22 protein-coding genes and 2 tRNA genes are annotated in these 25,581 nt (G+C 69.5%); 5 read left to right on the top strand and 19 right to left on the bottom strand.

The window, feature by feature from the left end; all coding sequences use genetic code 11:
• Nucleotides 1-8: 8 nt before the first annotated feature.
• Nucleotides 9-914, bottom strand: coding sequence for a LysR family transcriptional regulator (locus LHA26_RS15035; RefSeq protein WP_252166392.1), 906 nt, complete (start codon nucleotides 912-914; stop codon nucleotides 9-11).
• Nucleotides 915-1,000: 86 nt separating this feature from the next.
• On the opposite strand from LHA26_RS15035, the gene LHA26_RS15040 reads away from it, so the two are divergent.
• Nucleotides 1,001-2,209 (top strand): MFS transporter, encoded by a 1,209-nt coding sequence (locus tag LHA26_RS15040; protein ID WP_252166393.1) that lies wholly within the window; start codon nucleotides 1,001-1,003, stop codon nucleotides 2,207-2,209.
• Between the two features lie 125 nt (nucleotides 2,210-2,334).
• Here the strand turns inward: LHA26_RS15040 and LHA26_RS15045 are convergent, their stop codons facing one another.
• Together LHA26_RS15045 and LHA26_RS15050 are read right to left on the bottom strand one after the other, a co-directional pair.
• A complete protein-coding gene (locus tag LHA26_RS15045; protein WP_252166394.1) occupies nucleotides 2,335-2,757 on the bottom strand; it encodes a hypothetical protein in 423 nt (140 codons plus the stop codon).
• A 140-nt stretch (nucleotides 2,758-2,897) separates the two neighbouring features.
• A complete protein-coding gene (locus LHA26_RS15050) occupies nucleotides 2,898-4,037 on the bottom strand; it encodes an acyltransferase family protein (protein ID WP_252166395.1) in 1,140 nt (379 codons plus the stop codon).
• 430 nt (nucleotides 4,038-4,467) lie between these two features.
• Here LHA26_RS15050 and phbB point away from each other — a divergent pair, with 430 nt between their 5' ends.
• Nucleotides 4,468-5,190, top strand: a complete 723-nt coding sequence (gene phbB / locus LHA26_RS15055; protein ID WP_252166396.1) for an acetoacetyl-CoA reductase — start codon at nucleotides 4,468-4,470, stop codon at nucleotides 5,188-5,190.
• Nucleotides 5,191-5,209: 19 nt separating this feature from the next.
• Here phbB and LHA26_RS15060 read toward each other — a convergent pair whose 3' ends face one another.
• The 3 genes from LHA26_RS15060 to LHA26_RS15070 form a co-directional block, all read right to left on the bottom strand.
• Nucleotides 5,210-5,608, bottom strand: coding sequence for a hypothetical protein (locus LHA26_RS15060; protein WP_252166397.1), 399 nt, complete (start codon nucleotides 5,606-5,608; stop codon nucleotides 5,210-5,212).
• Nucleotides 5,609-5,694: 86 nt separating this feature from the next.
• Nucleotides 5,695-5,889, bottom strand: a complete 195-nt coding sequence (locus tag LHA26_RS15065) for a hypothetical protein (protein ID WP_252166398.1) — start codon at nucleotides 5,887-5,889, stop codon at nucleotides 5,695-5,697.
• A gap of 126 nt (nucleotides 5,890-6,015) precedes the next feature.
• Entirely contained in the window at nucleotides 6,016-7,197 is a 1,182-nt protein-coding gene (locus LHA26_RS15070) for a GGDEF domain-containing protein (protein ID WP_252166399.1), read from the bottom strand.
• Between the two features lie 183 nt (nucleotides 7,198-7,380).
• On the opposite strand from LHA26_RS15070, the gene LHA26_RS15075 reads away from it, so the two are divergent.
• The gene (locus LHA26_RS15075) at nucleotides 7,381-7,920 is read left to right on the top strand and encodes a DUF4142 domain-containing protein (RefSeq protein WP_252166400.1); all 540 of its coding nucleotides are present in this window, start codon (nucleotides 7,381-7,383) and stop codon (nucleotides 7,918-7,920) included.
• A 126-nt stretch (nucleotides 7,921-8,046) separates the two neighbouring features.
• Here the strand turns inward: LHA26_RS15075 and LHA26_RS15080 are convergent, their stop codons facing one another.
• The 10 genes from LHA26_RS15080 to LHA26_RS15125 form a co-directional block, all read right to left on the bottom strand.
• Nucleotides 8,047-8,961: a flagellin N-terminal helical domain-containing protein gene (locus LHA26_RS15080; protein ID WP_252166401.1), complete on the bottom strand. Its 915-nt coding sequence runs from the start codon at nucleotides 8,959-8,961 to the stop codon at nucleotides 8,047-8,049.
• Nucleotides 8,962-9,403: 442 nt separating this feature from the next.
• Complete coding sequence (locus LHA26_RS15085) at nucleotides 9,404-10,942, bottom strand: 2-isopropylmalate synthase (protein ID WP_252166402.1); 1,539 nt, start codon at nucleotides 10,940-10,942, stop codon at nucleotides 9,404-9,406.
• A gap of 210 nt (nucleotides 10,943-11,152) precedes the next feature.
• Nucleotides 11,153-12,154: an NAD-dependent epimerase/dehydratase family protein gene (locus LHA26_RS15090; protein WP_252166403.1), complete on the bottom strand. Its 1,002-nt coding sequence runs from the start codon at nucleotides 12,152-12,154 to the stop codon at nucleotides 11,153-11,155.
• A gap of 88 nt (nucleotides 12,155-12,242) precedes the next feature.
• Entirely contained in the window at nucleotides 12,243-13,547 is a 1,305-nt protein-coding gene (locus LHA26_RS15095; protein WP_496560048.1) for a dicarboxylate/amino acid:cation symporter, read from the bottom strand.
• A 720-nt stretch (nucleotides 13,548-14,267) separates the two neighbouring features.
• A tRNA-Lys gene (locus LHA26_RS15100) sits at nucleotides 14,268-14,343 on the bottom strand.
• A gap of 134 nt (nucleotides 14,344-14,477) precedes the next feature.
• Nucleotides 14,478-15,593 (bottom strand): rod shape-determining protein RodA, encoded by a 1,116-nt coding sequence (gene rodA, locus LHA26_RS15105; protein WP_252166405.1) that lies wholly within the window; start codon nucleotides 15,591-15,593, stop codon nucleotides 14,478-14,480.
• Nucleotides 15,590-17,659: a penicillin-binding protein 2 gene (mrdA, locus tag LHA26_RS15110; RefSeq protein WP_252166406.1), complete on the bottom strand. Its 2,070-nt coding sequence runs from the start codon at nucleotides 17,657-17,659 to the stop codon at nucleotides 15,590-15,592. Before mrdA ends, rodA begins: the two co-directional genes overlap by 4 nt.
• A 4-nt stretch (nucleotides 17,660-17,663) precedes the next feature.
• Entirely contained in the window at nucleotides 17,664-18,197 is a 534-nt protein-coding gene (locus LHA26_RS15115) for a rod shape-determining protein MreD (protein ID WP_252166407.1), read from the bottom strand.
• The gene (gene mreC / locus LHA26_RS15120; protein WP_252166408.1) at nucleotides 18,197-19,078 is read right to left on the bottom strand and encodes a rod shape-determining protein MreC; all 882 of its coding nucleotides are present in this window, start codon (nucleotides 19,076-19,078) and stop codon (nucleotides 18,197-18,199) included. Before mreC ends, LHA26_RS15115 begins: the two co-directional genes overlap by 1 nt.
• A gap of 97 nt (nucleotides 19,079-19,175) precedes the next feature.
• Entirely contained in the window at nucleotides 19,176-20,219 is a 1,044-nt protein-coding gene (locus LHA26_RS15125; protein ID WP_252166409.1) for a rod shape-determining protein, read from the bottom strand.
• A gap of 161 nt (nucleotides 20,220-20,380) precedes the next feature.
• Between LHA26_RS15125 and mutL the strand changes: the two genes are divergently transcribed.
• Nucleotides 20,381-22,156 (top strand): DNA mismatch repair endonuclease MutL, encoded by a 1,776-nt coding sequence (mutL, locus tag LHA26_RS15130; RefSeq protein ID WP_252166410.1) that lies wholly within the window; start codon nucleotides 20,381-20,383, stop codon nucleotides 22,154-22,156.
• Between the two features lie 6 nt (nucleotides 22,157-22,162).
• Here the strand turns inward: mutL and LHA26_RS15135 are convergent, their stop codons facing one another.
• The 3 genes from LHA26_RS15135 to LHA26_RS15145 all read right to left on the bottom strand — a co-directional run bounded on the left by LHA26_RS15135 (nucleotide 22,163) and on the right by LHA26_RS15145 (nucleotide 24,218).
• Entirely contained in the window at nucleotides 22,163-23,650 is a 1,488-nt protein-coding gene (locus LHA26_RS15135; protein WP_252166411.1) for a M56 family metallopeptidase, read from the bottom strand.
• Nucleotides 23,647-24,015: a BlaI/MecI/CopY family transcriptional regulator gene (locus LHA26_RS15140; RefSeq protein ID WP_252166412.1), complete on the bottom strand. Its 369-nt coding sequence runs from the start codon at nucleotides 24,013-24,015 to the stop codon at nucleotides 23,647-23,649. The genes LHA26_RS15135 and LHA26_RS15140 overlap by 4 nt, the downstream gene beginning before the upstream one ends.
• A 127-nt stretch (nucleotides 24,016-24,142) precedes the next feature.
• Nucleotides 24,143-24,218 (bottom strand) — tRNA-Ala (locus LHA26_RS15145).
• A 227-nt stretch (nucleotides 24,219-24,445) separates the two neighbouring features.
• On the opposite strand from LHA26_RS15145, the gene LHA26_RS15150 reads away from it, so the two are divergent.
• Complete coding sequence (locus LHA26_RS15150; protein ID WP_252166413.1) at nucleotides 24,446-25,567, top strand: DUF2171 domain-containing protein; 1,122 nt, start codon at nucleotides 24,446-24,448, stop codon at nucleotides 25,565-25,567.
• The last annotated feature ends 14 nt before the right edge of the window (nucleotides 25,568-25,581 follow it).

A 25,581-nucleotide genomic window follows, 5' to 3' on the forward strand; every position in this document is an offset into this window, starting at 1 on the left:
CCTCCCGCTCAGCCGAGATTGGCGTACAGAAAGTCGACAAAGACGCGCACCCGCGCGGGCATGTTCGCGCCGCCGACGAAAACGGCGTGGATCAGTTCGACATCGCCGGGATTGAATGTCTCCAGTAGCGGGATCAGCCGACCCGCCGCGATCGCATCCGCCACGCTGAATAGGCCGACGCGCGCGATCCCGACGCCTCCGGCGGCCAACTGCCCGAGGGTCTCCCCATTATTGGCTTCGATGCTGCCTCTTACCGACAGGCTGAAATCCTGATCTCCCCGACGGAAGGGCCAGATCGGCTCGGCGCGACGGAAACTGAAGTTCAGGCAATTATGCCGGTGCAGGTCCTCGGGGCGGTGCGGCGTGCCGTGCCGCATGAGATAGTCGGGCGCGGCGACGATCACGCGCCGCGTCTCGCCAATTTTGCGCGCCGTGAGCATGCTGTCGGGCAGCGGCCCGAAGCGCACCGCGACATCGGCCTGGCCGGCGGCGATATCGACCAGCGTGTCGGTCAGGGCGATGTCGATCAAAATGTCCGGGTAGAGCGCGCTGAACCGGCCCAGGAGGGGGACGACGCACAAACGCCCATGCGAAAGCGCCGCGCTGACGCGCAGCCGGCCGCGCGGGCTTCCCTGATCGGCGATGTGCTGCTCGGCATCATCCAGATCGGCCAGAATGCGGCGCGCGGCTTGCAGATAGCTCTGCCCCTCCGCCGTCAGCGACAGCGCGCGGGTGGACCTTAGCAGCAACCGGACGCCCAGCCGCGCCTCGATCCGATCGATGGCGCGCGCGACTGCGGACGGGCTCATGCCGAGCACGCGTCCGGCGGCCGAGAAGCTGCCCTGTTCGACGACGGCGGCGAACAGGGCCAGCGCGCGCGCCCGATCCGCCCCTCCATTCAGCTTTGCGTCCATTGCAAAGATCCTTCGCGTCTTGAGACGCTACCCCGTCAAGCACGGTCCGTCCATCTGTGCGCCGGCTGACGATGCGAGGATGGATCATGGACTATCGGCACGAGGCGCGCGCAGGATCGCGCGACCCGCTCAATCTTGGCCTGCTGGCACTCGCGATCGGCGCGTTCGGTATCGGCGTCACCGAATTCGCGCCGATGGGGCTGCTCCCCGTCATCGCCGACGATCTCCACGTCTCGATTCCCGCCGCCGGGCTGCTCATCAGCGCCTATGCGCTGGGGGTGGTGATCGGTGCGCCGCTGATGACGCTCACCACCGGGCGCGTGCCGCGGCGCGCGCTGCTGATCGGGCTGGCCGCCATCTTCACCGCGGGCAACGTGCTGGCGGCCCTGTCCGGCGGCTATGCCATGCTGCTCGTCGCGCGCCTTCTCACCTCGTTCAACCATGGCGCTTTCTTCGGCGTGGGTTCGATCGTCGCCGCCGGCCTGGTGGCGCCGGCGCGGCGCGCCCGCGCGGTCGCGGCGATGTTCATGGGGCTGACCATCGCCAATGTCGTCGGCGTGCCGCTCGCGACCTGGGCGGGCGAGCATCTCGGCTGGCGCGCCGCCTTCTGGGGCATTGCCGGCCTCGGCGTCGCGACCATGGCGGCGCTGCGGCTGACGCTGCCGCCGCTGCCCGCCCCGGAAAGCGGCAGCGCGGTCGCCGAACTGCGCGTGCTGACGCGCTGCCCGGTTCTCGGCGCCCTCGCGCTGACGGTGATAGGCTCGAGCGCGATGTTCACCGTTTTCACCTATATCGCGCCGATCCTGCGCGAGGCGACCCATGCCTCGCCGGGCTTCGTCACGGCGATGCTGGTGATCTATGGCCTCGGGCTGACGGCGGGCAATTGGCTGGGCGGCCGCTTCGCCGATCGCTCGGTCGACCGCACGCTGATCGCCACGCTGGCCGCGCTCTCGGCCATATTGATCGCCTTCGCCGCGCTGATGCCGCATGGCTATCCGAGTGCCGTGCTGATCTTCCTGTGGGGCGTGGCGAGCTTCGCACTGGTGCCGCCCTTGCAGGTGCGCGTGATGACGGCCGCCGCCGAGGCGCCCAACCTTGCCTCGGCGGTCAATATCGGCGCGTTCAACCTCGGCAATGCCTTCGGCGCGGCGCTCGGCGGCGGGGTGATCGCGGCCGGGCTGGGCTATCCGGCGGTGGCGCTCGCCGGCGCCGCGACATCGGCGATCGGGCTGGCGGCGCTGCTGTTCGGCGCCCGTCCGTCTCGCGGGGTGAACCGGACAGCCTGCTGTCGATGAGATGCCGTCAGCGGTGGCAGGCCGATCTCAGGGCCGGGCTGCCACCATCAGCATGTCACGGGTGTGCGCCCGCGCCCCGGGCTACGGCGCGGACATCTCGAAAGGGCTGGGGCCGGCCGAGCGGCTCAGCCCGCCTTATACGCGCTCCAGGCTTCGGACAATTTGGTGAGCAGACCCTGGTGATTGGGCCAGCCCCGGAGATCCTCCAGCCGCGGCAGCTCCTGGAGCCGGAGATAGGCCGTGTTGGTGCTCTCGTAGATGCGCCTGTCGCCCGCGATCTTGACCTTGATGATCCCGACCTTGGCGCTCAGCTCCGCGCGGACATCGGTGAACTGGCCTTTGAAGTGGATGTGATATTCCATTCCGGCGAGCATGAACTGGACGTTGAACCCTCCGCGCCCGTCCGACTTCTGGATGACCTCCACATAGTCCACCTGCGCGTCCGACGTGCCCGGCGTGACGATTGGATCGGCGTCGCTGGCAAGATGCCATTTATAGCCGGGCGCCATCGGCGCCGCCCGTCTCGCCGTCGCGGCCCTCGTTGCCATGTCCTGCTCCTTCCATCCCGGGCCTCCGGAACGGAAGCGCGATCCACCCTGCTACGCGCTGCCATTGCCCGCTTCAAAGAAGACACGGTTGCGTTTGCAATGGGCGCGGCGCCGGGGCGGGATTGCCGTTCTGAGCGGCATCAGGCCGGCTGAGGCGCGTCCGGGCTAAGCGTGGCGGGAACGGCATCCTGCGGCGCAGGGGCGGGGACGGGCTTGGCGCGGCCCTCGCGCAGCACCCAGCGCTTGACCAACTCGGTCAGCGGCAGTTCGACCAGCTTGTGGAAGCCATAGCCGATGGCGATCGCCACGGCGGCGACTGCGATGGCGCGCGCCTCCGGGCTGACATGTTTCCACAGGCCCCAGCCGGCCGACATCAGCGGCCCCTCGACGATCGTGTGGACAAGATAGATGGAGTAGGAGCCGGCGCCGAAGCGCATCAGCCAGCCGGGAATGCGGATCGCGCGGGTGCGTTCCCACTCGATCAGCGCGGCGATGGCGACCGAGGCGAGGCCGCCCATGGCGAGCCGCATCAGCAGCGGATCCTCGTGGAAGACCTTGCCCGGGTGCAGATAGATCAGCACCAGGAAGAGCGCGAGCGCGCCGATCGCCAGCGGCCGCGCGGCGGGCACGCGGACATTGCGCAGCACCACCGCCACGCCGATGCCCATCAGGAATTCGAGGTTGAAGGGGTTCATGAAGAAATTGGCGGGGAAGCTGGTGGGGGGCGCCCAGGCGTAGAGCGCGATGATCGCGGCCGCCCAGGCGATGATCGCCGCGAAGCCGCGCGTGCCGACCAGCAGCAGCGCGCCGAACACGAGATAGCCCCAGATCTCGTAATAGAGCGTCCAGGCCACGCCCATGAGGGTCGGCCCGTCATTGGGGATGACGAAATAGGAGGTCAGCACCGTCTTCAGCGTCAGCGGCACCTCGTGCGACGTGGAGGGCCGCAGAAAGTGGAGGCCGATGAAGAGCGTGAGCACGACCCAATAGACGGGATAGATGCGCGAGAAGCGTCGCTGGAAATAGCGGGCGACACGCGCGGGCCGCCGGAAATCATTCCAATGTACCCAGGGGATCAAAAAACCCGAAAGGACGAAGAAGAAATCGACGCACACGAAAAGCCCGCTGCCATGGCCGCCAAAGGGCGCCACGCCGCCAAACCGCGCTTCGGACTGCATGTAGCAGGCATGGCCGAGCGCGACCATGCACGTCGCCACCCCGCGCACCACGTCGATGCCGTAGAATTTCTGCCGCGTGTCGATCGGTATGGACGCGCTCATGGCCATTTGCCCCCTAAGCCACTTGAACATGGAAAGACCGGCGCCGATCAGGACGCCGCAGCAGAGGAAGGCGCCGAGCAGAAACTCGGGCGCATCCTGTGCCGCCGGCGCCAAGGCGCGCGCGAGAAGAAGAGCGACCGCCCCCGCGGCCAGCACGCTACATAGGGCTACGGCCCCGTTACGCATCGTAACCCCCCGATTACTCTACACTCGACTCCTACGAAGAATCGACCGTGTCGCTGCATCGCAATAGGTGAGTCAACTCTCTTCGAGCGACATAAAAAATTCACCCGGAGCGGTTCTATTCTGTCCCAATCCGAGAGGTGGCAAGTCGCACCGTAGTCGCCCCGGACTTGCAACTTGCCCGCCATCGGCTTTCAACCGCGAACGGGCGCCACTTAGCTGTGGTGTTTTACGGTATGGGGGTGTGATGGTGCGCGTCGCGATCGTAACGGGGGGTACGCGGGGCATTGGCGAGGCGATCAGCGTCGCGCTCCAGGCCGCGGGCATGAAAGTGGCCGCCACCTATGCAGGGGACGATAACAAGGCGCTGGCCTTTACCGATCGCACCGGTATCCCCGCCTATAAATGGGACGTCGCCGACCCCGAGGCGTGCGCCGAGGGCGTCAGCCGGGTCGAGGCCGATCTCGGCTGGGTCGATGTGCTGGTGAACAATGCCGGCATCACGCGCGATGGCAGCTTTCTCAAGCAGAGCTACGCGCAGTGGAAGGCGGTGCTCGACACCAATCTCGGCGGCTGCTTCAACATGGCCAAGGCCGTCTTCCCCGGCATGCGGGCGCGGCAATGGGGGCGGATCGTCAATATCGGCTCGATTAATGGCCAGGCGGGCCAGTTCGGGCAGGTCAATTACGCCGCCGCCAAATCGGGCATTCACGGCTTCACCAAGGCGCTGGCGCAGGAAGGCGCGCGCGCCGGCATCACCGTCAACGCGATTGCGCCGGGCTATATCGATACCGACATGGTGGCGGCGGTGCCCGAGGAGGTGCTCGACAAGATCGTCGCCAAGATCCCGGTCGGCCGGCTCGGCCAGGCGCACGAGATCGCGCGCGGCGTCGTCTTCCTCACCGCCGAGGAGGCCGGCTTCGTCACCGGCTCGACGCTGTCGATCAACGGCGGCCAGCACATGTATTGAGGGCGGCCGGCGCCCTTGGCTAGAGCGCGGGCAGATCGCGCAATGGCGGGTAGAGGATGCGCGCCTCGAGCTGGATCCGCTCCTCCATCATCGCGCGGATACGCTGCGAGGCGGCGCGATAGCCGGGCCAATCGGCCTCGATCGCGCGCGTCGTCCAGGTCGCGACATGATCGCTTGAGGCGAGACGCCGCCGCGCGAAATCCTCGGTCAGCCGGTCCAGCTGGGGGGCGATGGCGGGATCGCCCTCGGCGCGGAGGCGCGGCAGCGCCAGCTTCTCGAGAAAGCGCGACCGCTCCGCGCTGGCGCGGCTGAGCCGCAGCCGGGCGGGCGCCAGCAGCCCGAAATCGGGGCTGGCGCGATCCAGCGCCGCGGCCAGCTCGGCCATGGCGGCGCGGATCGCCTGATGATGGTTGAGCAAGATTTCGATATCGTCACCAACGCGGAAGCAAGCCCATCCTCTTACGCCGGCTTTCCTCTCCTAAGCCTTAAAAGAGAGCAGTCGCATCAGGCATGGCCGCCGTGCGGCGGACGAAAGCAGGCGAGAAATTCCTCGCACGCCAGCTCGAGCCCGACCTGGCGGAACAGCGTGGCGAGCGTAGCGTCGCCATTCGCCGCCATCTGTTCGGCGACATGGAAGGCGATGGTGGAGGAGGGGATGTTCGTGCGCGTCCCGGCCGCCGCCAACTCGTCCCAACGCATCGTCACAATCCTTCGCTACTCATGCAGACGCTATGTGCGCCGGAGGGTTAAGCGCGATGTTCGCGACGCTCCGGCAGCGCCGCCCGATCGACCTATGTCTGATCGCCGCGCGCCCGGTGGCGCGGATCAGGCGTGCAGGCGGCCGAGGCTCGCGGGGCGCAGCAGCGGGCGGGCCAGTTCGACCCGGTTGCGGCCGGCGGCCTTGGCGCGGTACAGCGCCTGATCGGCGGCGGCGAGCATCTCATCCAGCCGATCCTGTTCGTGGAGGCGGGCGGCGACGCCGATGCTGACGGTGGCGCGCACCAGCCCCGCCTCGTCATGCTCGCGGCTGGCGCCGAAGCGCTGCGCCAGCATCTCGCCCAGCGCGCGGGCATGCTCGCGATCGACGCCGGGCAGCAGCGCCGCGAACTCCTCGCCGCCCAGCCGCGCCAGCACCGCTTCGCCCGGCAGGGTGGCGCGGGCGATCCGCGCGAAGGAGCGCAGCACCCGATCGCCCGCGGCATGGCCGTGCAGATCGTTGATCGCCTTGAAATGATCGAGATCGAAGGCGAGCAGGGCGACGGGGCCGGCGGTGCCCGCGAGCAGCGCGGCGCCGCGTGCGAAGAAATCATGGCGGTTGGCGAGGCCGGTGAGATGATCGGTATGGGCGACGCGCGTCATCTCCAGCTGCGCCTCCTCCCGGATCAGCGCGAGCAGCGCCATCGGCATGCTCACCGAATAGAGCACCCCCTCATACATGGTGAGCTGCGCGAAAGCGGGCATGATGCCGTCGCCGAAGCGCAGCGCCAGCAGCGGCAGCAGGGTCGCGCGGACAAGATAGAAGAGCGCGTGCACGCCCGAGACGAGCACGATCACCGGTACGACACGATAGGGCCGCAGCGTATCGGCGCGCGCGATCTCCCAGGCGGTGGCGCCGCACACGATCGCGATCGGCACCGCGCTGCCATGGCTCCACATCGCGTCGCGATGCGCGGGGCCGAAGAGGATCCAGGCGATCCCGGTGGCGAGCAGCAGGCCCAGGCAGAGGCGCGCGTGGCGTCGCTGCTCGAGCCGCCCGACGCCGATCAGGATCAGCATATAGCCGCTGGTGATGACGAGATTGCTGGCGGCCCAGCCGATCCAACCCGGCAGCGCGGTGCGCGCGATGGCGAGCGAGCAGCCCGCCGCGAGCAGGCCATAGGCGGCGGCCCAGCAGCCGAGTTCGGGGCTGCGACAGGGATGGGCGCGGCGCTCCCACAGCGTCATGCCGAGGCTGAGCAGCAGCGTGCCGATCGCCAGCGCATAGAGAGTGAGTAGATCGAATCGCATGCGTGGCCCCCGCCTCGTATCCCCGGGACCTAATCTGGATCGGTAAATTCTTTCCACCGCCGAAGCGTTCGAAGCCGGCTTTTGCGGCCAAAGGGGTAGGCGCCGCGGCCCCGCGCCAAGGAACCCGCTCCCGCGACGGACCGTTGGGCGCGGCACCTTGGGAAGATGACAGGAGTTGAGGATATGCGTACCGCGCTGATGCTTTCCGCCGCGCTGCTGATGGCGGGTGCCGTTCCCGCCGCCGCGCAGATGGGCCCCGCCGCCAGCACCGCGCCGCTCTCGGGCCTGTCCGCGACCGACTATGTCAAGCTGGCCGCCGACGCCGACAATTTCGAGATCCAGTCGGGCCGGGTCGCGGCGATGAAGAGCAAGCGCGAGGATGTGAAGGGCTTCGCCAAGCAGATGATCGCCGATCACACCCGCACCAGCAAGGCGCTGATGGCGGCGCTGTCCAATGGCGATCGCAAGATCACGCCGCCGTCGCCGCGTCTTTCGGACGCCAACCAGGCCAAGCTCGATCTGCTGAAAAAGGCGCCCAAATCGAGCTTCGACCAGCTCTATCTCCAGCAGCAGCTGGAGGCGCACCAGAGCGCGCTGGCGCTGCACCAGGGCTATGCCGCTGATGGCACCGACGCCAGCCTGAAGCAGGTGGCGACCACGGCGGTGCCGATCGTGCAGCAGCATCTGACGATGGTGCAGGGCATGGCGCCGTCCGCCCAGTAAGCGGGACGCCGTTCCGAACGGACGAGGCGCCGCCGGCCGCATGGAGCGACCGGCGGCGCTTCGCATTCTGGACATGGCCCCCGGCGCGGGGGAGCAAGTGCGCCGGGAGCCATGCCGACCCCCAGATTACTGGAGGAGCTTGAGCACGCCCTGCGAGGACTGGTTCGCCTGGGCGAGCATGGCGGTGGAGGCCTGGCTCAGGATCTGCGCCTTGGCGAGCGCGGTCGTCTCCGAGGAGAAATCCGCGTCCTGGATGCGGCTGCGCGCGTCCGACAGGTTGGTGACGTTGTTGGTGAGGTTGTTCACCGCCGAGTTGAGCTGGCTCTGCGAGGCGCCGAGCCCGGCGCGGACGGTATTGATCGTCGTCAGCATCGAGTCGACCGTGTTCATCGTCGTCTGCGCGTTGGCGACGCCGTTGCTGCCGCTGCTGGCGCTGTTCGACACGTCGAGATTGCCGGCGGCGGCGGCCGAACCCGAAGCGGCGGCATGGGCCTTGCTCAGATCGATCTTGCCGATCGCGATGGTGATCTGATCCTGCGAGCCCGAGCCCGAGCCGGCCTGGATGGCGACGCTGGTGCCCGCCGTCGGCGCGGTGCCGTCGGTCGTGCCGCTCGGCAGAGTGCCGACCTGGAAGAGCTGGATGCCGTTGAACTTGGTGTTCGAAAGCACGCTGCCGATCTGCGTCGTCAGCTGGCCGACTTCGGTCTGCATGTTGGCGCGGTCATTGTCGGAATAGGTGCCCGAGGCCGACTGCACCGCCAGCTCGCGGACGCGCTGCAGCATGTTGGTGACTTCGTCGAGCGCGCCGTCGGCGGTCTGGACCAGCGAGACGCCGTCATTGGCGTTGCGGATCGCCTGGTTCATGCCGGTGATCTGCGAGGTCATCGAGTTGGAGATCGCCATGCCGGCGGCGTCGTCGGCGGCGGAGTTGATCCGCTTGCCCGACGAGAGGCGGCTCATCGCGGTCTGGATGGCGGAGTTCGCCATGCGGCTGCCATTCTGGGCGCGCATCGCGGCGGTGTTGGTGTTGATCACGGTCATCGCGAAATCCTCCGAGTGCCGGCCGGAGCGACAATTCCTTGCCGGCCACGATCCCGATAACGGCCGCCGCGGGCGCCGCTTTAGCCGTGCCGGCCGGAGTTTTTTCCTAAGTCTTCTTAACCTTCGCCGGCGATGATGCCGTGAAACGGGGAGGGGCCAGATGCTTTGCTCCGACGCCGCTGGCGGCCGTGTAGAGAAGAGGCCTCTCTTCGACGCGCGCGGGTCGAAGATGGTCCGTTCTGCTTTCGCCGCCGCCCGATTGTTCGCCCTGATCTTGCCCGGTCTTGCCGCCCGGGCTGGCGGCGGGCGCGATTAGTATCGCGGCGCCGATGATCGCCTGTGTACGCGACGGCATGGCGCGCTCAGCCTCGCTGGCGCCGCCGCGCAGGGCCGGAGCCGGACGCGCGCGGGCCCGCTCCGCCCGCGCGCGCCTCCGGCCCGCTTAGCCGGCGAGCGCGTCCGGTGCGGATTTGCCGCGCTTCACCATCAGCTTGTTGAGCGCGTTCACATAGGCCCGGACGCTCGCGACCAGCGTATCATGATGCGCGCCGACGCCGCGCGTGGTGCGCCCCTCCTCGGCGAGCAGCACCGAGACTTCGGCCTGCGCATCGGTGCCGCCGGTGACGGCATGGACCTCGTAGCGCTCCAGCACCGATTTGTCGTGCGGCACCAGTTCGCGCACCGCGTTGAACAGCGCGTCCACCGGCCCATTGCCGCGCGTCGCCGCGACCCGCTCCACCCCGTCGATCTCGAGGCTGAGGATCGCGCGCGCGGGCCCGGTGCCGCAATGGATCTCGACATCCTTGACCTGGATGGAGTCGTGCCCGCGCAGCACCTCGTCATCCACGAGCGCGACGATATCCTCGTCGAACACCGCCTTCTTGGCGTCGGCGAGTGCCTTGAAGCGGACAAAGGCATCCTGGAAGGCGTTGTCGCCCAGGCTATAGCCGAGCGCCTCGAGCTTGGAGCGGAACGCCGCGCGCCCGCTATGCTTGCCCATGACGAGGTTGGAGGTGGTGACGCCCACGCTCTCCGGGGTCATGATCTCGTAGGTGGAGCTGTCCTTGAGCATCCCGTCCTGGTGGATGCCGCTCTCGTGCGCGAAGGCATTGGCGCCGACGATCGCCTTGTTGGGCTGCACCTGGAAGCCGGTGATGCCCGAGACCAGGCGGCTGGCGCGGGTGATCTCGGTCGAGACGATGTTGGTGCGGAAGGGCATGACATCGTGGCGCACCTTGAGCGCCATCGCGATCTCCTCGACCGCCGCGTTGCCGGCGCGCTCGCCGATGCCATTGATCGTCGATTCCACCTGGCGCGCGCCCGCCGCCACCGCCGCCAGCGTGTTCGCCACGCCCAGCCCCAGATCATTGTGGCAATGGGTGGAGAAGATCGCGCGATCGGCATTGGGCACGCGGGCGATCATGTCGCGGAACAGCGCGCCATAGGTTTCGGGCGTGGCATAGCCCACCGTATCGGGCAGGTTGATCGTGGTGGCGCCGCAGCGGATGGCGATCTCGATGCAGCGCGCCAGAAAGTCCGGTTCGGACCGGGTCGCATCCTCCGCCGACCATTCCACATCGGGGCAGAGATTGCGCGCATGGCTGATCGTGTGCTCGATCGCCTGCAGCACCTGCTCGGGCGTCTTGTTGAGCTTGACGCGCATGTGGAGCGGCGAGGTGGCGATGAAGCTGTGGATGCGCGGCCGCCGCGCATGGCGCACCGCCTCCCAGGCGCGATCAATATCGCCGATGGCGGCGCGCGCCAGGCTGGCCACCACCGCGCGATCCGCTTGGCGGGCGACGGCGCTCACGGCCTCGAAATCGCCTTCCGAGGCGATGGCGAAGCCCGCCTCGATAATGTCCACCCCCATGGCTTCGAGCTGGGCGGCGACCTTGAGCTTTTCCTCGAGGTTCATCGAACAGCCGGGCGACTGCTCGCCATCGCGGAGCGTGGTGTCAAAGATCAATACGGTGTCGGTCATTGTCCGTCTCTCATGCGCCGCGCTGCGGCTCGGCGGGTCGTCTGGCGGTGAGAAGCCCTTAGGCGACAGGCGGCCCCCGGGGGACGCGCAACTTCGTGGCGCCTAAGGGCGCGTAAGTCGCAGAAGCGAAAGGTGCAGACCTTCGGACATGAACGAATTGTGCCGGACTTGGCCGCCGCTGTCCACCCCTAAGCGGCGGCGGCCGCGTTTTCAGAGGCCGTGATAGTCCCGGAACCAGGCGACGAAGCGCGGAATGCCTTCGCCGATCGCGATCGTCGGGCGGTAGCCGAGATCGCGCTCGATCGCGGAAATGTCGGCGTAAGTGGCTTCGACATCGCCAGGCTGCATCGGGTGCAGCTCGCGGATCGCCGGGCGCCCGCACGCCGCCTCGATCGCGGCGATGAAATCGTCGAGCGCCTCGGCGCGGCTGTTGCCGATATTGTAGAGACGATGCGGGCCGAGGCTGCCGCCCGCCTTCTCGGTGCCGTCGTCGGCGGGCGGATGATCGAGCGCCGCGATCACGCCGGCGATGATATCGTCGATATAGGTGAAGTCGCGCCGCATCCGCCCCTGGTTGAAGACGCGGATCGGCGTGCCCGCCAGCACCGCCTGGGTGAAGAGCCAGGGCGCCATGTCGGGCCGGCCCCAGGGACCGTAGACGGTGAAGAAGCGCAGGCCGGTCTGCGGCAGGCGATAGAGATGCGCGTAGGTTTCGCTCATCAGCTCGTCGGCGCGCTTGGTCGCGGCATAGAGCGAGACGGGCCGGTCCGCCCGATCCTCGACCCGGAAGGGAAGGCTCGCATTGCCGCCATAGACCGAGGAGGACGAGGCATAGACGAGATGCGCCACGCCGCGCGCGCGCGCCAGCTCGAGCAGGTTGAGATGGCCGACCAGATTGGCGCGGGCATAGGCGCGCGGATTTTCGATCGAGTAGCGCACGCCCGCCTGCGCGCCGAGATGGACGATGCGCTCGATCGCCACGCCGGCCAGCGCCGCCTCCAGCGCCTCGTCGTCGGCGAAATCCAGCTGCTGGAAGCGGAAGAGCGTGTCGGCGCCGGGGGTGGCAGCGATCGCCTCGAGCCGCGCCTGCTTGAGCGCGACCGGATAATAGTCGTTGAGGCTGTCGATCCCGAGCACCGCCTCGCCGCGCGCGATCAGCGCCCGGCACAGCGCCGCCCCGATAAAGCCCGCCGCACCCGTTACCAGGATCATCGTTCGCCTCCGCTCATGCCCCGCGCGCTTCCTCGCACCGCCGCGCCGCCGCGCCAAGCCTCATGGCGCGGGAGAGCTTTCGGAGCGGTTACCCGCGGCGCGGCGCGGTCTCGCCGGCGAGCGCCGCGGTCAGCGCGGCATGATCCAGCGCGCCCTCCCAGCGCGACACGATCACCGTGGCCACCGCATTGCCGATGAAGTTGGTGAGGCTGCGGCACTCGGACATGAAGCGATCGACGCCGAGGATCAGCGCCATGCCCGCCACCGGCACGCTCGGCACGATCGAGAGCGTCGCCGCCAGCGTGATGAAGCCCGCGCCCGTCACCCCCGCCGCGCCCTTGGACGAGAGCATCGCGACGCCGAGCAGCAGCAGCTGCTCGCCCAGGCTGAGATGCACATTGGTGGCCTGGGCGATGAACAGCGCCGCCAGCGTCATGTAGAGATTGGTGCCGTCGAGGTTGAAGGAATAGCCGGTGGGCACCACCAGCCCGACGATCGACTTGGGGCAGCCGGCGCGCTCCATCTTCTCGATCAGCGCGGGCAGGGCGCTTTCCGAGGAGGAGGTGCCGAGCACCAGCAGCAGCTCGGTCTTCAGATAGGCGATCAGCTTGAGGATCGAGAACCCCGCCAGCCGCGCCACCGCGCCCAGCACGAGCAGCACGAACAGCAAGGCCGAGAGATAGAAGCAGGCGACCAGAGCGGCGAGATTGGCGAGGGTGCCGACGCCATAGGTGCCGATGGTGAAGGCCATCGCCCCGAAGGCGCCGAGCGGCGCGGCCTTCATCACGATCGCCACCAGCTTGAAGAAAACGGCCGATGCCTGCTCGAACAGCGCCAGCAGGCCGTCCCCACGCTCGCCGATCAGCGCCAGCGAGATGCCTACCAGAATGGCGAGGAACAGGGTCTGCAGGATATTGCCCTCGGTCAGCGCCGACAGCGCCGTGTCCGGGATGATGGCGGTGAGGAAGCCGGTGATGCTCGTCTCGTGCGCCTTGGCGGCGTAGCTGGCGACGCGGCTGGCATCGAGCGTGGCGGGATCGATGTCGAGCCCCGCGCCCGGCCGCACGACATTGGCCACCAGCAGCCCCAGCAGCAGCGCCAGCGTCGAGAAGAAGAGGAAATAGGCGAAGGCCTTGCCCGCCACCCGGCCGACCGAGCCGAGATCGCGCATGCCGGCGATGCCGGTGACGATGGTGAGGAAGATGACGGGCGCGATCACCATCTTCACCAGCTTGATGAAGGCATCGCCGAGCAGCTTGAGCGCCGCGCCCGCGCCGGGATCGAGCTGGCCCAGCGCGATGCCCAGAAGGATCGCCACCAGCACCTGCGCATAGAGATGCGTATACCAGCGGCCCGATTTCGGCGCGGTCGGGGCAAGCGGCTCGGCAAGCATGGAAGGCCTTTCATCCTCGCCCCTTACCGCGCGGTCGGCGGGGCAGGGCTCCCCCTCTATCCGCGCGCGACGCCAGCCTCGCAAGCCTTGCCGCAGTGCCGGCACCGGCCCGCCATCCACGGCCAGGATCCGGCGCACCGCGAGCAGGTTGAAATCCGCACGCTCGCCTTCCAACGTCACGACATGGCCCATGAGCCGGCGCGCGCCGGCCAGCCCCGCCACGAACCAGAAGGCGCCCCCGGGCTGGTGCAGCACGATCTGCCGCGTCGCCGTGTCAAGGCCGATCCACCCCGTCTCGATGCGACGCGTGCCATGGGCCATGACTTCCCCCCTGAAGTCGGTGGCGGTACGCCCCCGCGCCGACTTCACACCTGATCCTTGGTGATCGGGGAGTTGGAAAACCGAACACAGCCGGTCCCTACGACCTTTAGGCTGGAGAGCCCTGGACATACGTCGCAGGCTCCCCGACCATAGGGTCAAGGATGCGCGGGCTACAACGGGCAGCCCAGCCGCTGTGTTTCGGGGTTTCCACGCCCCGGGCGCCGTGCGTGGCGGCGCCGCAGAGCGGTATCGACCAAGGGGCAAAGCGAGGCAAGACCATCCACGCCCGCCGCGACTACGTAGCAAGCAGGTGCTGGAAGCCAGGCCGTTCTCGCCGCACCAATAAGCCCGCCATACTCGTTGGCCGGCGTTATATGGTCGGCTAAATCGATGAGAAAATGGTGGACGCACCAGGGCTCGAACCTGGGACCCGCTGATTAAGAGTCAGCTGCTCTACCAACTGAGCTATGCGTCCGTTCCGTCCTGCGATCGGTCGATCGCGTCGGGAGCGGCCGAGTAGCAGGGGGGTGGGGGGCTGTAAAGCGATTCCGGCAAGTTTTTTGCAGGCGCTCAGTCGAAGCAAAGGCGCTCGACCCAAGGGACATACGCTCAGCCGAAGGGCGGCCGGTAGCCGCGCTGGTCGCGATCGAGCGCGAAGAGAATGCCGATGATGATCATCACCGTCATCACCGCCGAGCTGCCATAGGAGACGAGCGGCAGCGGGATCCCCACCACGGGCGCGAGGCCCATCACCATCATCAGGTTGATCGCGACATAGAAGAAGATGGTGGTGGAAAGGCCGGCGGCGGTGAGCCGGGCGAAGCGCGTCGGCGCGCGCAGCGCCACGCCCAGCCCCCACCAGATCACCGAAAGGAAGCCGATGATGAGCAGCACGCCGCCCGCCAGGCCCCATTCCTCGGCCATGGTGGCGAAGACGAAGTCGGTCTGGCCCTCGGGCAGATAGTCGAGATGGCTCTGGGTGCCGTTGAGGAAGCCCTTGCCGAGCAGCCCGCCCGAGCCGATCGCGATCTTGCTCTGGGTGATGTGATAGCCGCGGCCGAGCGGGTCCATGTCCGGATCGAGGAAGATCAGGACGCGGTTGCGCTGATATTCGTGCAGCATGCTCCACGCGCCCGCGCCCAGCGGCAGCGCCGCCAGCACCGCGCCGATGAACAGGCGCAGCGGAAGCCCGGCCAGGAACATCACCGTCACGCCGCCCATCATCACCATCGTCGCCGTGCCGAGATCGGGCTGGACGAGGATCAGCGCGAAGGGCAGGCCGATCAGCGCCAGCGCCGGCCAGATCGCGTGGAAGCCGCGGATCTCGCCCGCCGGCAGGCGATCGTAGAAGCGCGCCAGCACCAGCACGATCACCGGCTTCATCAGCTCGGAGGGCTGGAGGCGGATGATGCCGAGATCCAGCCAGCGCTGGCCGCCGCCGCGCACCGCGCCGACCAGTTCGGTCAGCAGCAGCGCCACCAGCAGCACGCCATAGGCGGGCAGCGCGATCGCCTTGAGCCGCGCCTGATCGAGCCGCGACAGCGCGATGGCGAGCGCCAGCAGCACCACGAAGCGCAGGCCCTGGCCGAGCGCCCAGGGCCGCAGGCTGCCGCCGGCGGCGGAATAGAGCACCACCAGCCCGAAGCCGGTGATCGCCGTCACCGTCAGGATCACCCGCCAGGGCAAAGCGGCGAGCGGGGCGGGAATGAGCGAATTGCCGATCATTCGTCCATCGCGCCCGCATCATTGCCGCCCTGCGCGTTGGTGGGTGCCTCCTCGGGCGGCGCGACCGCGCTGGCGGTGGCGCTGGGCGCGGGATCGGCGGCATTGTCGACGCTCGCCGCCTCGGCCGCGTCGGCGACCTTCTGCGCCACCTGCTGCGCCTGCCACGCCGCCCGCTCGCGCGCCATGCGGGTGGCGATGTCGCCGCCCCAGCTCGGCTGCAGCCTCGCCAGCGTCGCCTGCGCCTTTTCGGGATCGTAGAGATAGGTGATGGCATCGCGCGCCATCTGCGCGGCGGCCGTGCCATGGCCGGCATGTTCCAGGATGATGCCGACCGCGTAGATGGGCGTGTCGACCGGCGCGAAGGCGATGAACAGGCCATGGTCGCGCGTGCGCCACGCGCCGATATCGCCGCGCACCCGCCCGGCCGCGCGATCCGCCATGCTGATCCGCCGCACCTGCGCGCTGCCCGTCTTGCCGGCCATCGCGACATTGGCGAGCGGCAGGCGGGCGCTGTTGGCGGTGCCGCCAGGCCCGACCACCCGGCCCATCGCGGCGCGGATGATCGCCAGATGCTCGGGCGCGACGGCGAGCGGCTCGGCCGGCTGGTCCGTGGTGCGGTGGACGAGGCGAGGCACCAGCACGCGCCCGCTCGCCAGCCGCGACGCCATCACCGCCAGCTGGAGCGGGTTGACCAGCGTATAGCCCTGGCCGATCGAGCTGTTCAGCGTGTCCGACACGGTCCAGCTTTTGTGGTAGCGGCGCATCTTCCAATCGGGATCGGGCACCGTGCCGTAGCGCTGCGAGGTGACCGGCAGCGGGAAGCTCTGCCCCAGGCCCAGCGTCCGCGCGGTGGCGGCGATCCGCGGCGTGCCGACGCGGCGCGCCATCTCGTAGAAATAGACGTCGCAGCTCTGCTGGATCGCGCGGTGCATGTCGATCGCGCCATGGCCGCGATGCTGCCAGCAGTGGAAGAAGCTGTTGCCGACGCGGTAGCGCCCCGTGCACAGCACATGATCGTCGGGCGAGACCCCGGCCTCCAGCAGCGCCAGCGCGTTCATCGGCTTCACCGTCGATCCCGGCGGATACAGCCCCTGCAGCGTCTTGTTCAGCAGCGGGAGATGATCGTTGGCGGACAGCATGTTCCATTCGTCATGGCTGATCCCGCGCGAGAAGCTGTTGGGATCGAAGGCGGGCATCGCCACCATCGCGAGAATGTCGCCATTGCGCGCGTCGATCACCACCGCCGAGCCCGATTCGGTGCCCATGCGCTCGGCCAGATAGGATTGCAGCCCGGCATCGATGGTGAGGTGGAGCGTGTTACCCGGCACCTCGGCCTGGGTGGTCAGCTCGCGCACCAGCTTGCCGCGCGCCGTCACCTCCGATCGCTTAGCGCCGGGCTTGCCGCGCACATAGGCGTCGAACACCTTCTCGAGGCCCTGCTTGCCGACCTTGAAGCCGGGCGTGATCAGCAGCGGATCATGCGCCTTCTTGTAATCCTCGGCCGAGGCGGCGCCGACATAGCCGCACAGATGCGCCACCGCCGCCCCGGCGGGGTAGAAGCGCGAAAAGCCGCGCGCCGGCATCACGCCCGGCAGGTCCGGCAGGCGCAGATTGACCTGGGCGAAGCGCTCGAAATCCAGATCCTCGATCACCGCCACCGGCTGGAAGCCCGCCGCCTTGGCGAGCATCTCGTGCAACCGGTCCAGATCATCGGGGGTGAGGCGCAGGATCTGCGTGAGCAGCGCGATTTCGGCATCCTTGTCGCGCATCAGATCGGGGATGAGATCGACCCGGAAATCGGAGCGGTTGACCGCGATCGGCTTGCCCGAGCGATCGACGATCCAGCCCCGGCGCGGCGGAATCAGCGTGGAGCGGGCGCGATTGCTCTCGGCCAGCGCGGTGAAGCGATCATGCTCGGCCACCGCTAGCCAGCCCATGCGCGCCGCCAGCATCAGGCCCACCGCGCCCTGCGCCGCGCCGAGCACCAGCGTGCGGCGGGCGAAGGTGAAACTCTGCTGCGCCTCGGTGACGAGGCGACGGGGCGGGCGATGCGCGCCGATCTTCATGGCGTCAGTCCTGCGCGCGAATCTTGCCGAAGGCCAGCCGCCAGCGATCGAGCAGCACGCAGAGCCGGCTCACCATGGGGAAGCAGAGGATGCTGGCGACGATCTGCGGCGCCAGCAGCAGGATCGGCGTGGCGCCGCCGGTCCAGCGGGCGATCGCCCAGCCAAGCAGGATCGTCGCCGCGATCAGCCCGGCGGCGAGCAGCCATTCCTGCCAATAGTCGCGCCACAGCAGCCGTCCTTCCACCGCTTCGATCGCCAGCAGGCACAGGGTCCAGCCGACCATCCCGGTGCCGAGTGTCTGGCCGGTGATGAGATCATCGGCAAGGCCGAGCGGCAGCGCCACCCAGGGCGCCCAGATTTCGGGACGGAGCAGCCGCCAGGCGAGCAGCATCAGAAGCCCCAGCGGCGGCCAGGAGGGGGAGAGGGCGACGACCGGGAGCAGCGCCGTCGCCGAGCCGAGCAGCGTGGTGAGCGCCGGCACCGCGCGCGCGCGGAAATCGAGTCGACGCTCGCCCGATCGTCCCACCGGCCCCAGCATCAGGGCGTGACCGTGGGAATGGCGGCGGGCGCGGGCACGCCGATATAGGGTGGCTCGACCACGGCATAATCGAGCCGCGCGGGATCGGCGAGCGGCCAGGCGATGGCGATGTCGCCGTCGCGGCGCAGCACCACCGCCACCGGCACATCCGGCGGATAGAGGCCGCCCGTGCCCGAGGTGAGCACGATGTCGCCGCGATGGAAGGGGTTGCTGCCGGCGCCGAGCGGCCGCAGCTCGAGCGATCCGTCGCCGCGGCCGGCGGCCAGCGCGGCCAGGCCGCCGCGCGCCAGCCGCACCGGCACCACCGAGGCATTGTCCGTGATCAGCAGCACGCGCGCGGCGGTGAGGCCGGTCTCCACCACCCGGCCGACCAGCCCTTCGGGGGAGCGCACCGGCTGGCCCGGCCGCACGCCGTTGAGGCTGCCCGCGTTGAGCGTGGCGAGGCGGCGGCTGCTGGTGCCGGTGGAGCCGACGATGCGCGCCACCGCGACGGGATCGACATTGCCCTCGACCAGCCGCAGCAAGCGCCGCAGCCGCGCATTCTCCAGCGCCAGGATGCGGGCGCGGACGAGCGCCTGGCGATCATGATCCAGCTCGGCGCGCATCGCGGCATTCTGGCTGCCGGCGTTGATATAGGCGGACACGGTCTGGACGCCGCCGCCGATGCCATCCACCAGGCTTCGGCCGGCGGTGGACACGGGCGTGGTAAGATCGAGCGCGAGCCCGCGAATGGCGCCGAAGCCGACCGGATCGAAATGGGCGACGAGGATCAGGCCGAGGCCGATCACGATCCCCGCCACCGCCACCACATAGGAGAAGAACAGGCCATATTGCGCGCGCCGCGAGAAGCCGGGGCGCCGGTTGCGCGTTCTTGGCTTCATCGCGGCGCGCTCTCCGGTGCTTCAGGCGTTCGCCTCATCGCGCCTTACCCTCATGCGCCCCGCCGCCCGCGCGCGGCGGCCGCGCGCCTCCGGCCGCTCAGGCGGTCTGCAGCACGCCGCGATACACGGGTTCCTCGAGCGCGCGGCCGGTGCCCAGCGCGACGCAGGTGAGCGGATCGTCGGCGATGGTGACGGGCAGGCCGGTCTCGTCGCGCAGCACCTCGTCGATGCCCTGGAGCAGCGCGCCGCCGCCGGTCAGCACGATGCCCTGGTCGACAATGTCTGCGGCGAGCTCGGGCGCGGTATTTTCGAGCGCGATCCGCACGCCCTCAATGATGGTGCCGACGGGCTCGGACAGCGCATCGGCGATCTGGCCCTGGTTGATCGTGATTTCCTTGGGCACGCCGTTGACGAGATCGCGGCCCTTGATGTGGATCGTCTCGCCCACGCCATCGGCCGGCATTTTGGCGCAGCCCACTTCCTTCTTGATCCGCTCGGCCGTCGCCTCGCCGATCAGCAGATTATGGTTGCGGCGGACATAGGAGGCGATCGCCTCGTCCATCTTGTCGCCGCCCACGCGCACGCTCGTGGTATAGGCGAGGCCGCGCAGCGAGAGCACCGCCACCTCGGTGGTGCCGCCGCCGATATCCACCACCATCGATCCCACCGGCTCGGTCACGGGCATGTCCGCGCCGATCGCCGCCGCCATCGGCTCCTCGATCAGGAAGACCTGGCTAGCGCCCGCGTTGGAGGCCGCGTCGCGGATCGCGCGGCGTTCCACCGAGGTCGAGCCCGAAGGCACGCAGATCACGATTTCGGGGAAGCGCCAGGGCCGCGCCTTGCCGCCATGCACCTTGTGGATGAAGTGCTTGATCATCTGCTCGGCGACGTCGATGTCGGCGATGACGCCGTCGCGCAGCGGGCGGATCGCCTCGATCGAGCCCGGCGTCTTGCCCATCATCAGCTTGGCGTCCTCGCCCACGGCGCGCACCTTCTTGACGCCCTGGATCGTTTCGATCGCCACCACCGACGGCTCGTTCAGCACGATGCCGCGCCCGCGCAGATAGACGAGCGTGTTCGCCGTCCCGAGATCGATCGCCATATCGTGCGACATGAATTTGAAGAAGCGCGTGAACACCATGCTTGCCCGATCTCGCCCGTTGCTTGCGATCGGCCGCCCCACTTTCGGCCATTTCTATCCGACGCTCCGCGCCCGTTTGCCGATCGCGCCGCAGGTTGCGTGCCCTGCGGTGTCCATCGTCACGGTCGCGGAAGGCCGCCGCTTGGGCTAAGGCCGAACCCATGTCAATACGTCGCCTGCCCGAGCATCTCGTCAATCGTATCGCCGCCGGTGAAGTGGTTGAAAGGCCGGCCAGCGCGCTCAAGGAACTTGTCGAGAACGCAATCGACGCGGGCGCCACGCGGGTCGCGGTGGCGCTGTTCGAAGGCGGGCTCGCGGGGCTCGAGGTGGCGGATGACGGCTGCGGCATGAACCCGGACGAGATGGCGCTGGCGCTGGAGCGGCACGCCACCTCCAAGCTGCCGGACGAGGCGATTGAGGCCGTCGCCACGCTCGGCTTCCGGGGCGAGGCGCTGCCCTCGATCGCCAGTGTGGCGCGGCTCGCGATCGAGAGCCGGGTGCGCGGCGGCGATGGCTGGCGGCGCATCGTCGACAATGGCGCGCTCGTGGAGCAGGGGCCGGCGGCGCTCCCGCCCGGCACGCGCGTGCGCATGGAAGGGCTGTTCGCGCGCGTGCCGGCACGCCGCAAATTCCTGCGCTCGGCGCGCTCGGAATATGCCGCCTGCGTCGATGCGGTGAAGCGGCTGGCGATGGCGCGCCCCGATATCGGCTTCTCGCTGGAGCATGACGGGCGGCGCATCTTCTCGGTCGCGCCGGGCGAGAGCCAGCCGGCGCGGGTCGCCGCGCTCACCGACCGCGCGCTGCAGGACAATGCGGTGGTGATCGATCATGTGCGCGGCGGGGTGAGGCTGGAAGGCGTGGCCGGCTTGCCCACCTTCCACCGCGGGGTCGCCGATCACCAATATCTGTTCGTCAACGGCCGGCCGGTGCGCGATCGCCTGCTCGCCGGCAGCGTGCGCGCCGCCTATGCCGAGATGCTCGCGCGGGATCGCCACCCGGTCGTCGCGCTGTTCGTGTCGCTGCCCGGCGAGGAGGTGGACGTGAACGTCCACCCGGCCAAGACCGAGGTCCGCTTCCGCGAACCGGCGCTGGTGCGCGGGCTGATCGTCGGCGGGCTGCGCGCGGCGCTGGATGCCGCCGGCCATCGCGTGGTGCAGCGCCCCGCGCTCGGGCCCGAGGCGTGGCAGAGCGGCGCGCTCGGAGCGGCCGAGGCGGCTTCCGCCCCGCTGCCGATCGAGGCGCGCCAATATGCCGTGTGGGATCGCGCGCCCGGCTATGCCGCGCCGCCGCCCGCGCTCGCCGCGCCGCCGCAGGGCCGGGCCGAGCCGGCGGTGGCGGCGGTGCCGCAGGGCGCGCGCCATCCGCTCGGCGTCGCGCGCGGGCAGGTCGCCGCCACCTATATCGTCGCCGAAGCCGAGGATGGGCTGGTGCTGGTCGATCAACATGCCGCGCACGAGCGGCTGGTGCTGGAGCGGATGCGGCGGGCGATGAGCGAGGGGGGCGTCGCGGCGCAGACGCTGCTCCTGCCCGAAGTGATCGAGCTGGACGAGCCCGCCTGCGACCGGCTGGAGGCGCGGCTCGCCGAATTCGCCGAGCTGGGGCTGACGCTCGATCGCTTCGGCCCCCGCGCCATGCTGGTCCGCGCGGTGCCGGCGCTGCTCGGCCGCACCGATGTGCACGGGCTGGTGCAGGATCTGGCGGACGAGCTTGCCGCCTACGACTCCGCGCTGAGCCTGCGCGAGCGGCTGGACCATGTCGCCGCCACCATGGCGTGCCACGGCTCGGTCCGCGCCGGCCGCGCCCTGTCCGTGGCCGAGATGAACGCGCTGCTGCGCGAGATGGAGATCACCCCCCATTCGGGCCAGTGCAACCATGGCCGGCCGACCTGGGTGAAGCTCTCCAAGGCGGATGTGGAACGGCTGTTCGGCCGGAGCTGAGCCCCGTCAGCGCGCCGTCAGGCCGTGCGCGCGCAGCACCGCCTCGACATGGTCGTCGATCCGGTCGACCCCGGCGGCGGCGAGCGCGGTGCGGACATGCGCGTCGATCGCGTCGACGCCGGCCGCCGCGAGCGAGGCTTTCACCGCGCCGTCGATCGCCTCCGCGCGCGCCGTGTGGCCGGCCTCCCGCGCGAGGCCGGATGCGACGCGCGCGGCGCGCAGCTGCGCCTCCATCGCCTGCGCGTCGGGCAGCCGCGCCATCGCCTCGGTGGCGGCCGCGCGCGCCCGCAGCGCCGCGGCGCTCGCCGCGAGCCGCGCCTGCGCCGCCTCGAGCCGGGCCGCGCGCGCCTGCGCCGCCTCGACCTGGGTCGAGCGCGCCATCGCGGCCTCGATCCGGGTCGAACGACGCTGCGCGACCTCAAGCTCGGCCGAGCGCGCGTCGAGCGTCTTGGCGTCCACCGCCGCCTGGGCGGCGTCGCGCTCGGCCTGCGCCATGGCCTGGTCGAACCAGTCGGGCGGGGTGGTGGCGCCGGCCTGGGCGCCCGACGCCGTCAGCGCCAGCCCGGCCGCCGCGATCGCCAGCGCGAACAGCCCGCCCGCCGCCAGCCGCGTCGTCTCGAAGCGGCGCGCCGCCATCATCCGCACCCGCTCGGCCAGCTGCGCCTTGTTGTTGAGCGCGCAGGCGATGGCGGGGCTCGGCGCGATCGCCGATTTGAGCACCGCGCGGCCATAGCTGACGCGATCCTCGCCGCTCGCCCGGCGCAGCACCGTGGCGTCGCAGGCCAGTTCCTGATCGATGCGGAAGGCGCGGTAGGCGCGATAGGCGAGCGGGTTCCACCAATGCGCGGCGAGCACGAGCAGACCGGCGAAATTGGCGTAGAGATCGCCCCGATCATGATGCGCGCCCTCGTGGAGCAGCGCGAGCCGGCGCTCCTCGGCGGTGTAGCGTCGGCTGAAATCGGCGGGCAGCAGGATGCGCCGCCGGATCAGGCCCACCGCGACCGGGCCGCGCACCGCCGGGCTCAGCAGCACCTCCACGCCGCAGCTGACGGTGAGCCGCGCGGCTCCCGCGCAGGCGCGGCGGACAAAGCCGTGATAGCGCGCCAGCTGTACGCCGAGCAGCACCGCCGCGCCGGCCGCCCAGGCGAGCAGCAGCAGCGCCGGCAGCGATGCCCAGTCGAAGCCGGGCGCGGCGGCGACCAGCCCCGGCGCGCGCGTCAGCGGTTCCGTGCCGATATCCTGCGTGGCCATCAGGCCGATCCGCGTGCTGTCCGGCGTGATCCAGATGACGGGGAGATAGAAGGGGTGCCAGCCCGGCAGCGGCGGCAGCAGGAGCCGCAGCGCGGGAAGCAGCCAGAGCGCATAGCCGATCTGCGGGCCGAACAGCCGCGCCGCCGGGCGGCGGAGCGCGAGCACCAGCAGCATCAGCAGCGCGGAGCCGATCAGCGCCTCGGCGAAGCCGGGCGTGGCGAGGCGGGCGGCGAGCGCGATCATTTGCGCAGCGCCTGGACGAGCGCGTCCAGCTCCGCGATATCCTCCTCGCTCAGCGTCTGCGCCTCGGCGAGATGGGCGACGAGCGGCGCGGCGCGACCGCCGAACAGGCGATCGGCAAGCCGCCGCGTCTCGGTGCGGGCATAGGCGTCGCGCGCGAGCATCGGCCGGTAGCGATAGCGCCGGCCATCCTCCTCATGCGCGAGCGCACCCTTGGCGACGAGCCGGGCCAGCATCGTCTTGACCGTGCTGTCGCTCCAGTCGCGATCCGGTCCGAGCCGCGCCACCACCTCGGCCGCGCTCAGCGGCGCCGTGTCCCACAGCACCTCCATCACCGCCAGCTCGCCTTCGCCGATGCGCTCCACCACGCTGCTCCCGATTAGGGTCTACGGGCGTAGTTGATACCGGCCACAAGCGTAGTCGTCAAGCGCAGCGATCCGGTCGGCGGATCGTGCAGCGTGTATTTCGACGATATCAGGAAAGACCCGGCGGGGTTGGTGGAGCTGAGGGGAATCGAACCCCTGACCTCTGCAGTGCGATTGCAGCGCTCTCCCATCTGAGCTACAGCCCCGCACCCGCCGGGGCCGCCCCTCTAGCCGCGCGCGATCCGGCTGGCAACGCCCAAAAATCATCGCCCTGCATTTTCTTGGCGCTCAGCTCGTCCCGCTGGCTGCGCGGCCTGCCCCGCGCCGTTTGGGGCGCGGCGGAACGGCGCTGATTTACGTTGGTTTTGCTCTCCAAGCCGGGCGGTGCCGGAGCGTGCCGACACTGGCTGTCGATCGCCAAGAGGAGAAGGCAATGGCCTACGAACGCAATGATCGGCCGGATCGCGGCTATCGATCCGACCGTGACGACTATCGTCGGGACGACGCCCAGGAGCGCGGCTTCTTCGAGCGCGCGGGCGACGAGGTTCGGTCCTGGTTCGGCGACGAGGAGGCCGAGCGCCGCCGCCGCTACGATGAGCGCTATGACGAGCGCTACGATCGCGCCCGCGGCGAGAGCGATCGCTACGAGCGTGGCGGTCGCTATGCCAATTACGAGCCCGGCGGCTATCGCAGCCCCGATCGCTATCCGAACTGGACGCGCTCCAACCGCGACGAGAGCTATGGTCGCGCCGAGCGCGGCGGCATGGGCTATGACCGCAGCATGGAAGGCCGCCAGTTCGACGATGGCGGCAGCCGCACCACCGGCTATGGCTATGGCGCGGGCGATTACGGCTATGAGCGCGAGCGTGGACGCGAGTATCGCGGCGGTGGCGAGCGCAGCGGCTATGGCGCGCAGCGCTACGAAACCGGCGGCCGCTATGGCGCGGGCTATGACCGGGATCGCGGCACGCAGGAGCGTGGCGGCCTGTTCGGCGGACGCGAGCACGACCATCACGATCATCATGATTACCGCAACTGGCGCGATCGCCAGATCGATGCCTTCGATCGCGACTATGACGAGTATCGCCGCGAGAACCGCAGCCGCTTCGAGAGTGAATTCTCGACCTGGCGCCAGACCCGCCAGACCCAGCGGGACTCGCTCCAGCAGGTCAAGGAGCATCAGGAAGTGGTCGGGTCGGACGGCGCCCATGTCGGCACGGTCGATCATGTCCGCTCCGACCATATCCTGCTCACCAAGACGGACCGCGACGCGGGTGGTCATCACCATTCGATCCCGTCCTCCTGGATCGCCACGGTGGCCGACAAGGTGACGCTTTCCAAGACCGCCGAGGAAGCGAAAAAGGCCTGGCGCGAGGCCGATGAGCGTGGCGGCCTGTTCGGTGGCGGGCAAGATGCGGCGCGCGACGGCGCGAACCGCGGCACCACCGGCACCACCGGCACGGGTACCGCGTCGACGACGGGCGCCGGCACCGGCGCGGGCGGCGACGAGACGCGCGGCGCCGGCCTCGACCGGAGCTTCTCCGGCACCTACTGAGCGCGTACCCCGCG

Origin of the sequence: Sphingomonas morindae, from assembly GCF_023822065.1 — a bacterium.
GTDB lineage: Bacteria > Pseudomonadota > Alphaproteobacteria > Sphingomonadales > Sphingomonadaceae > Solisphingomonas > Solisphingomonas morindae.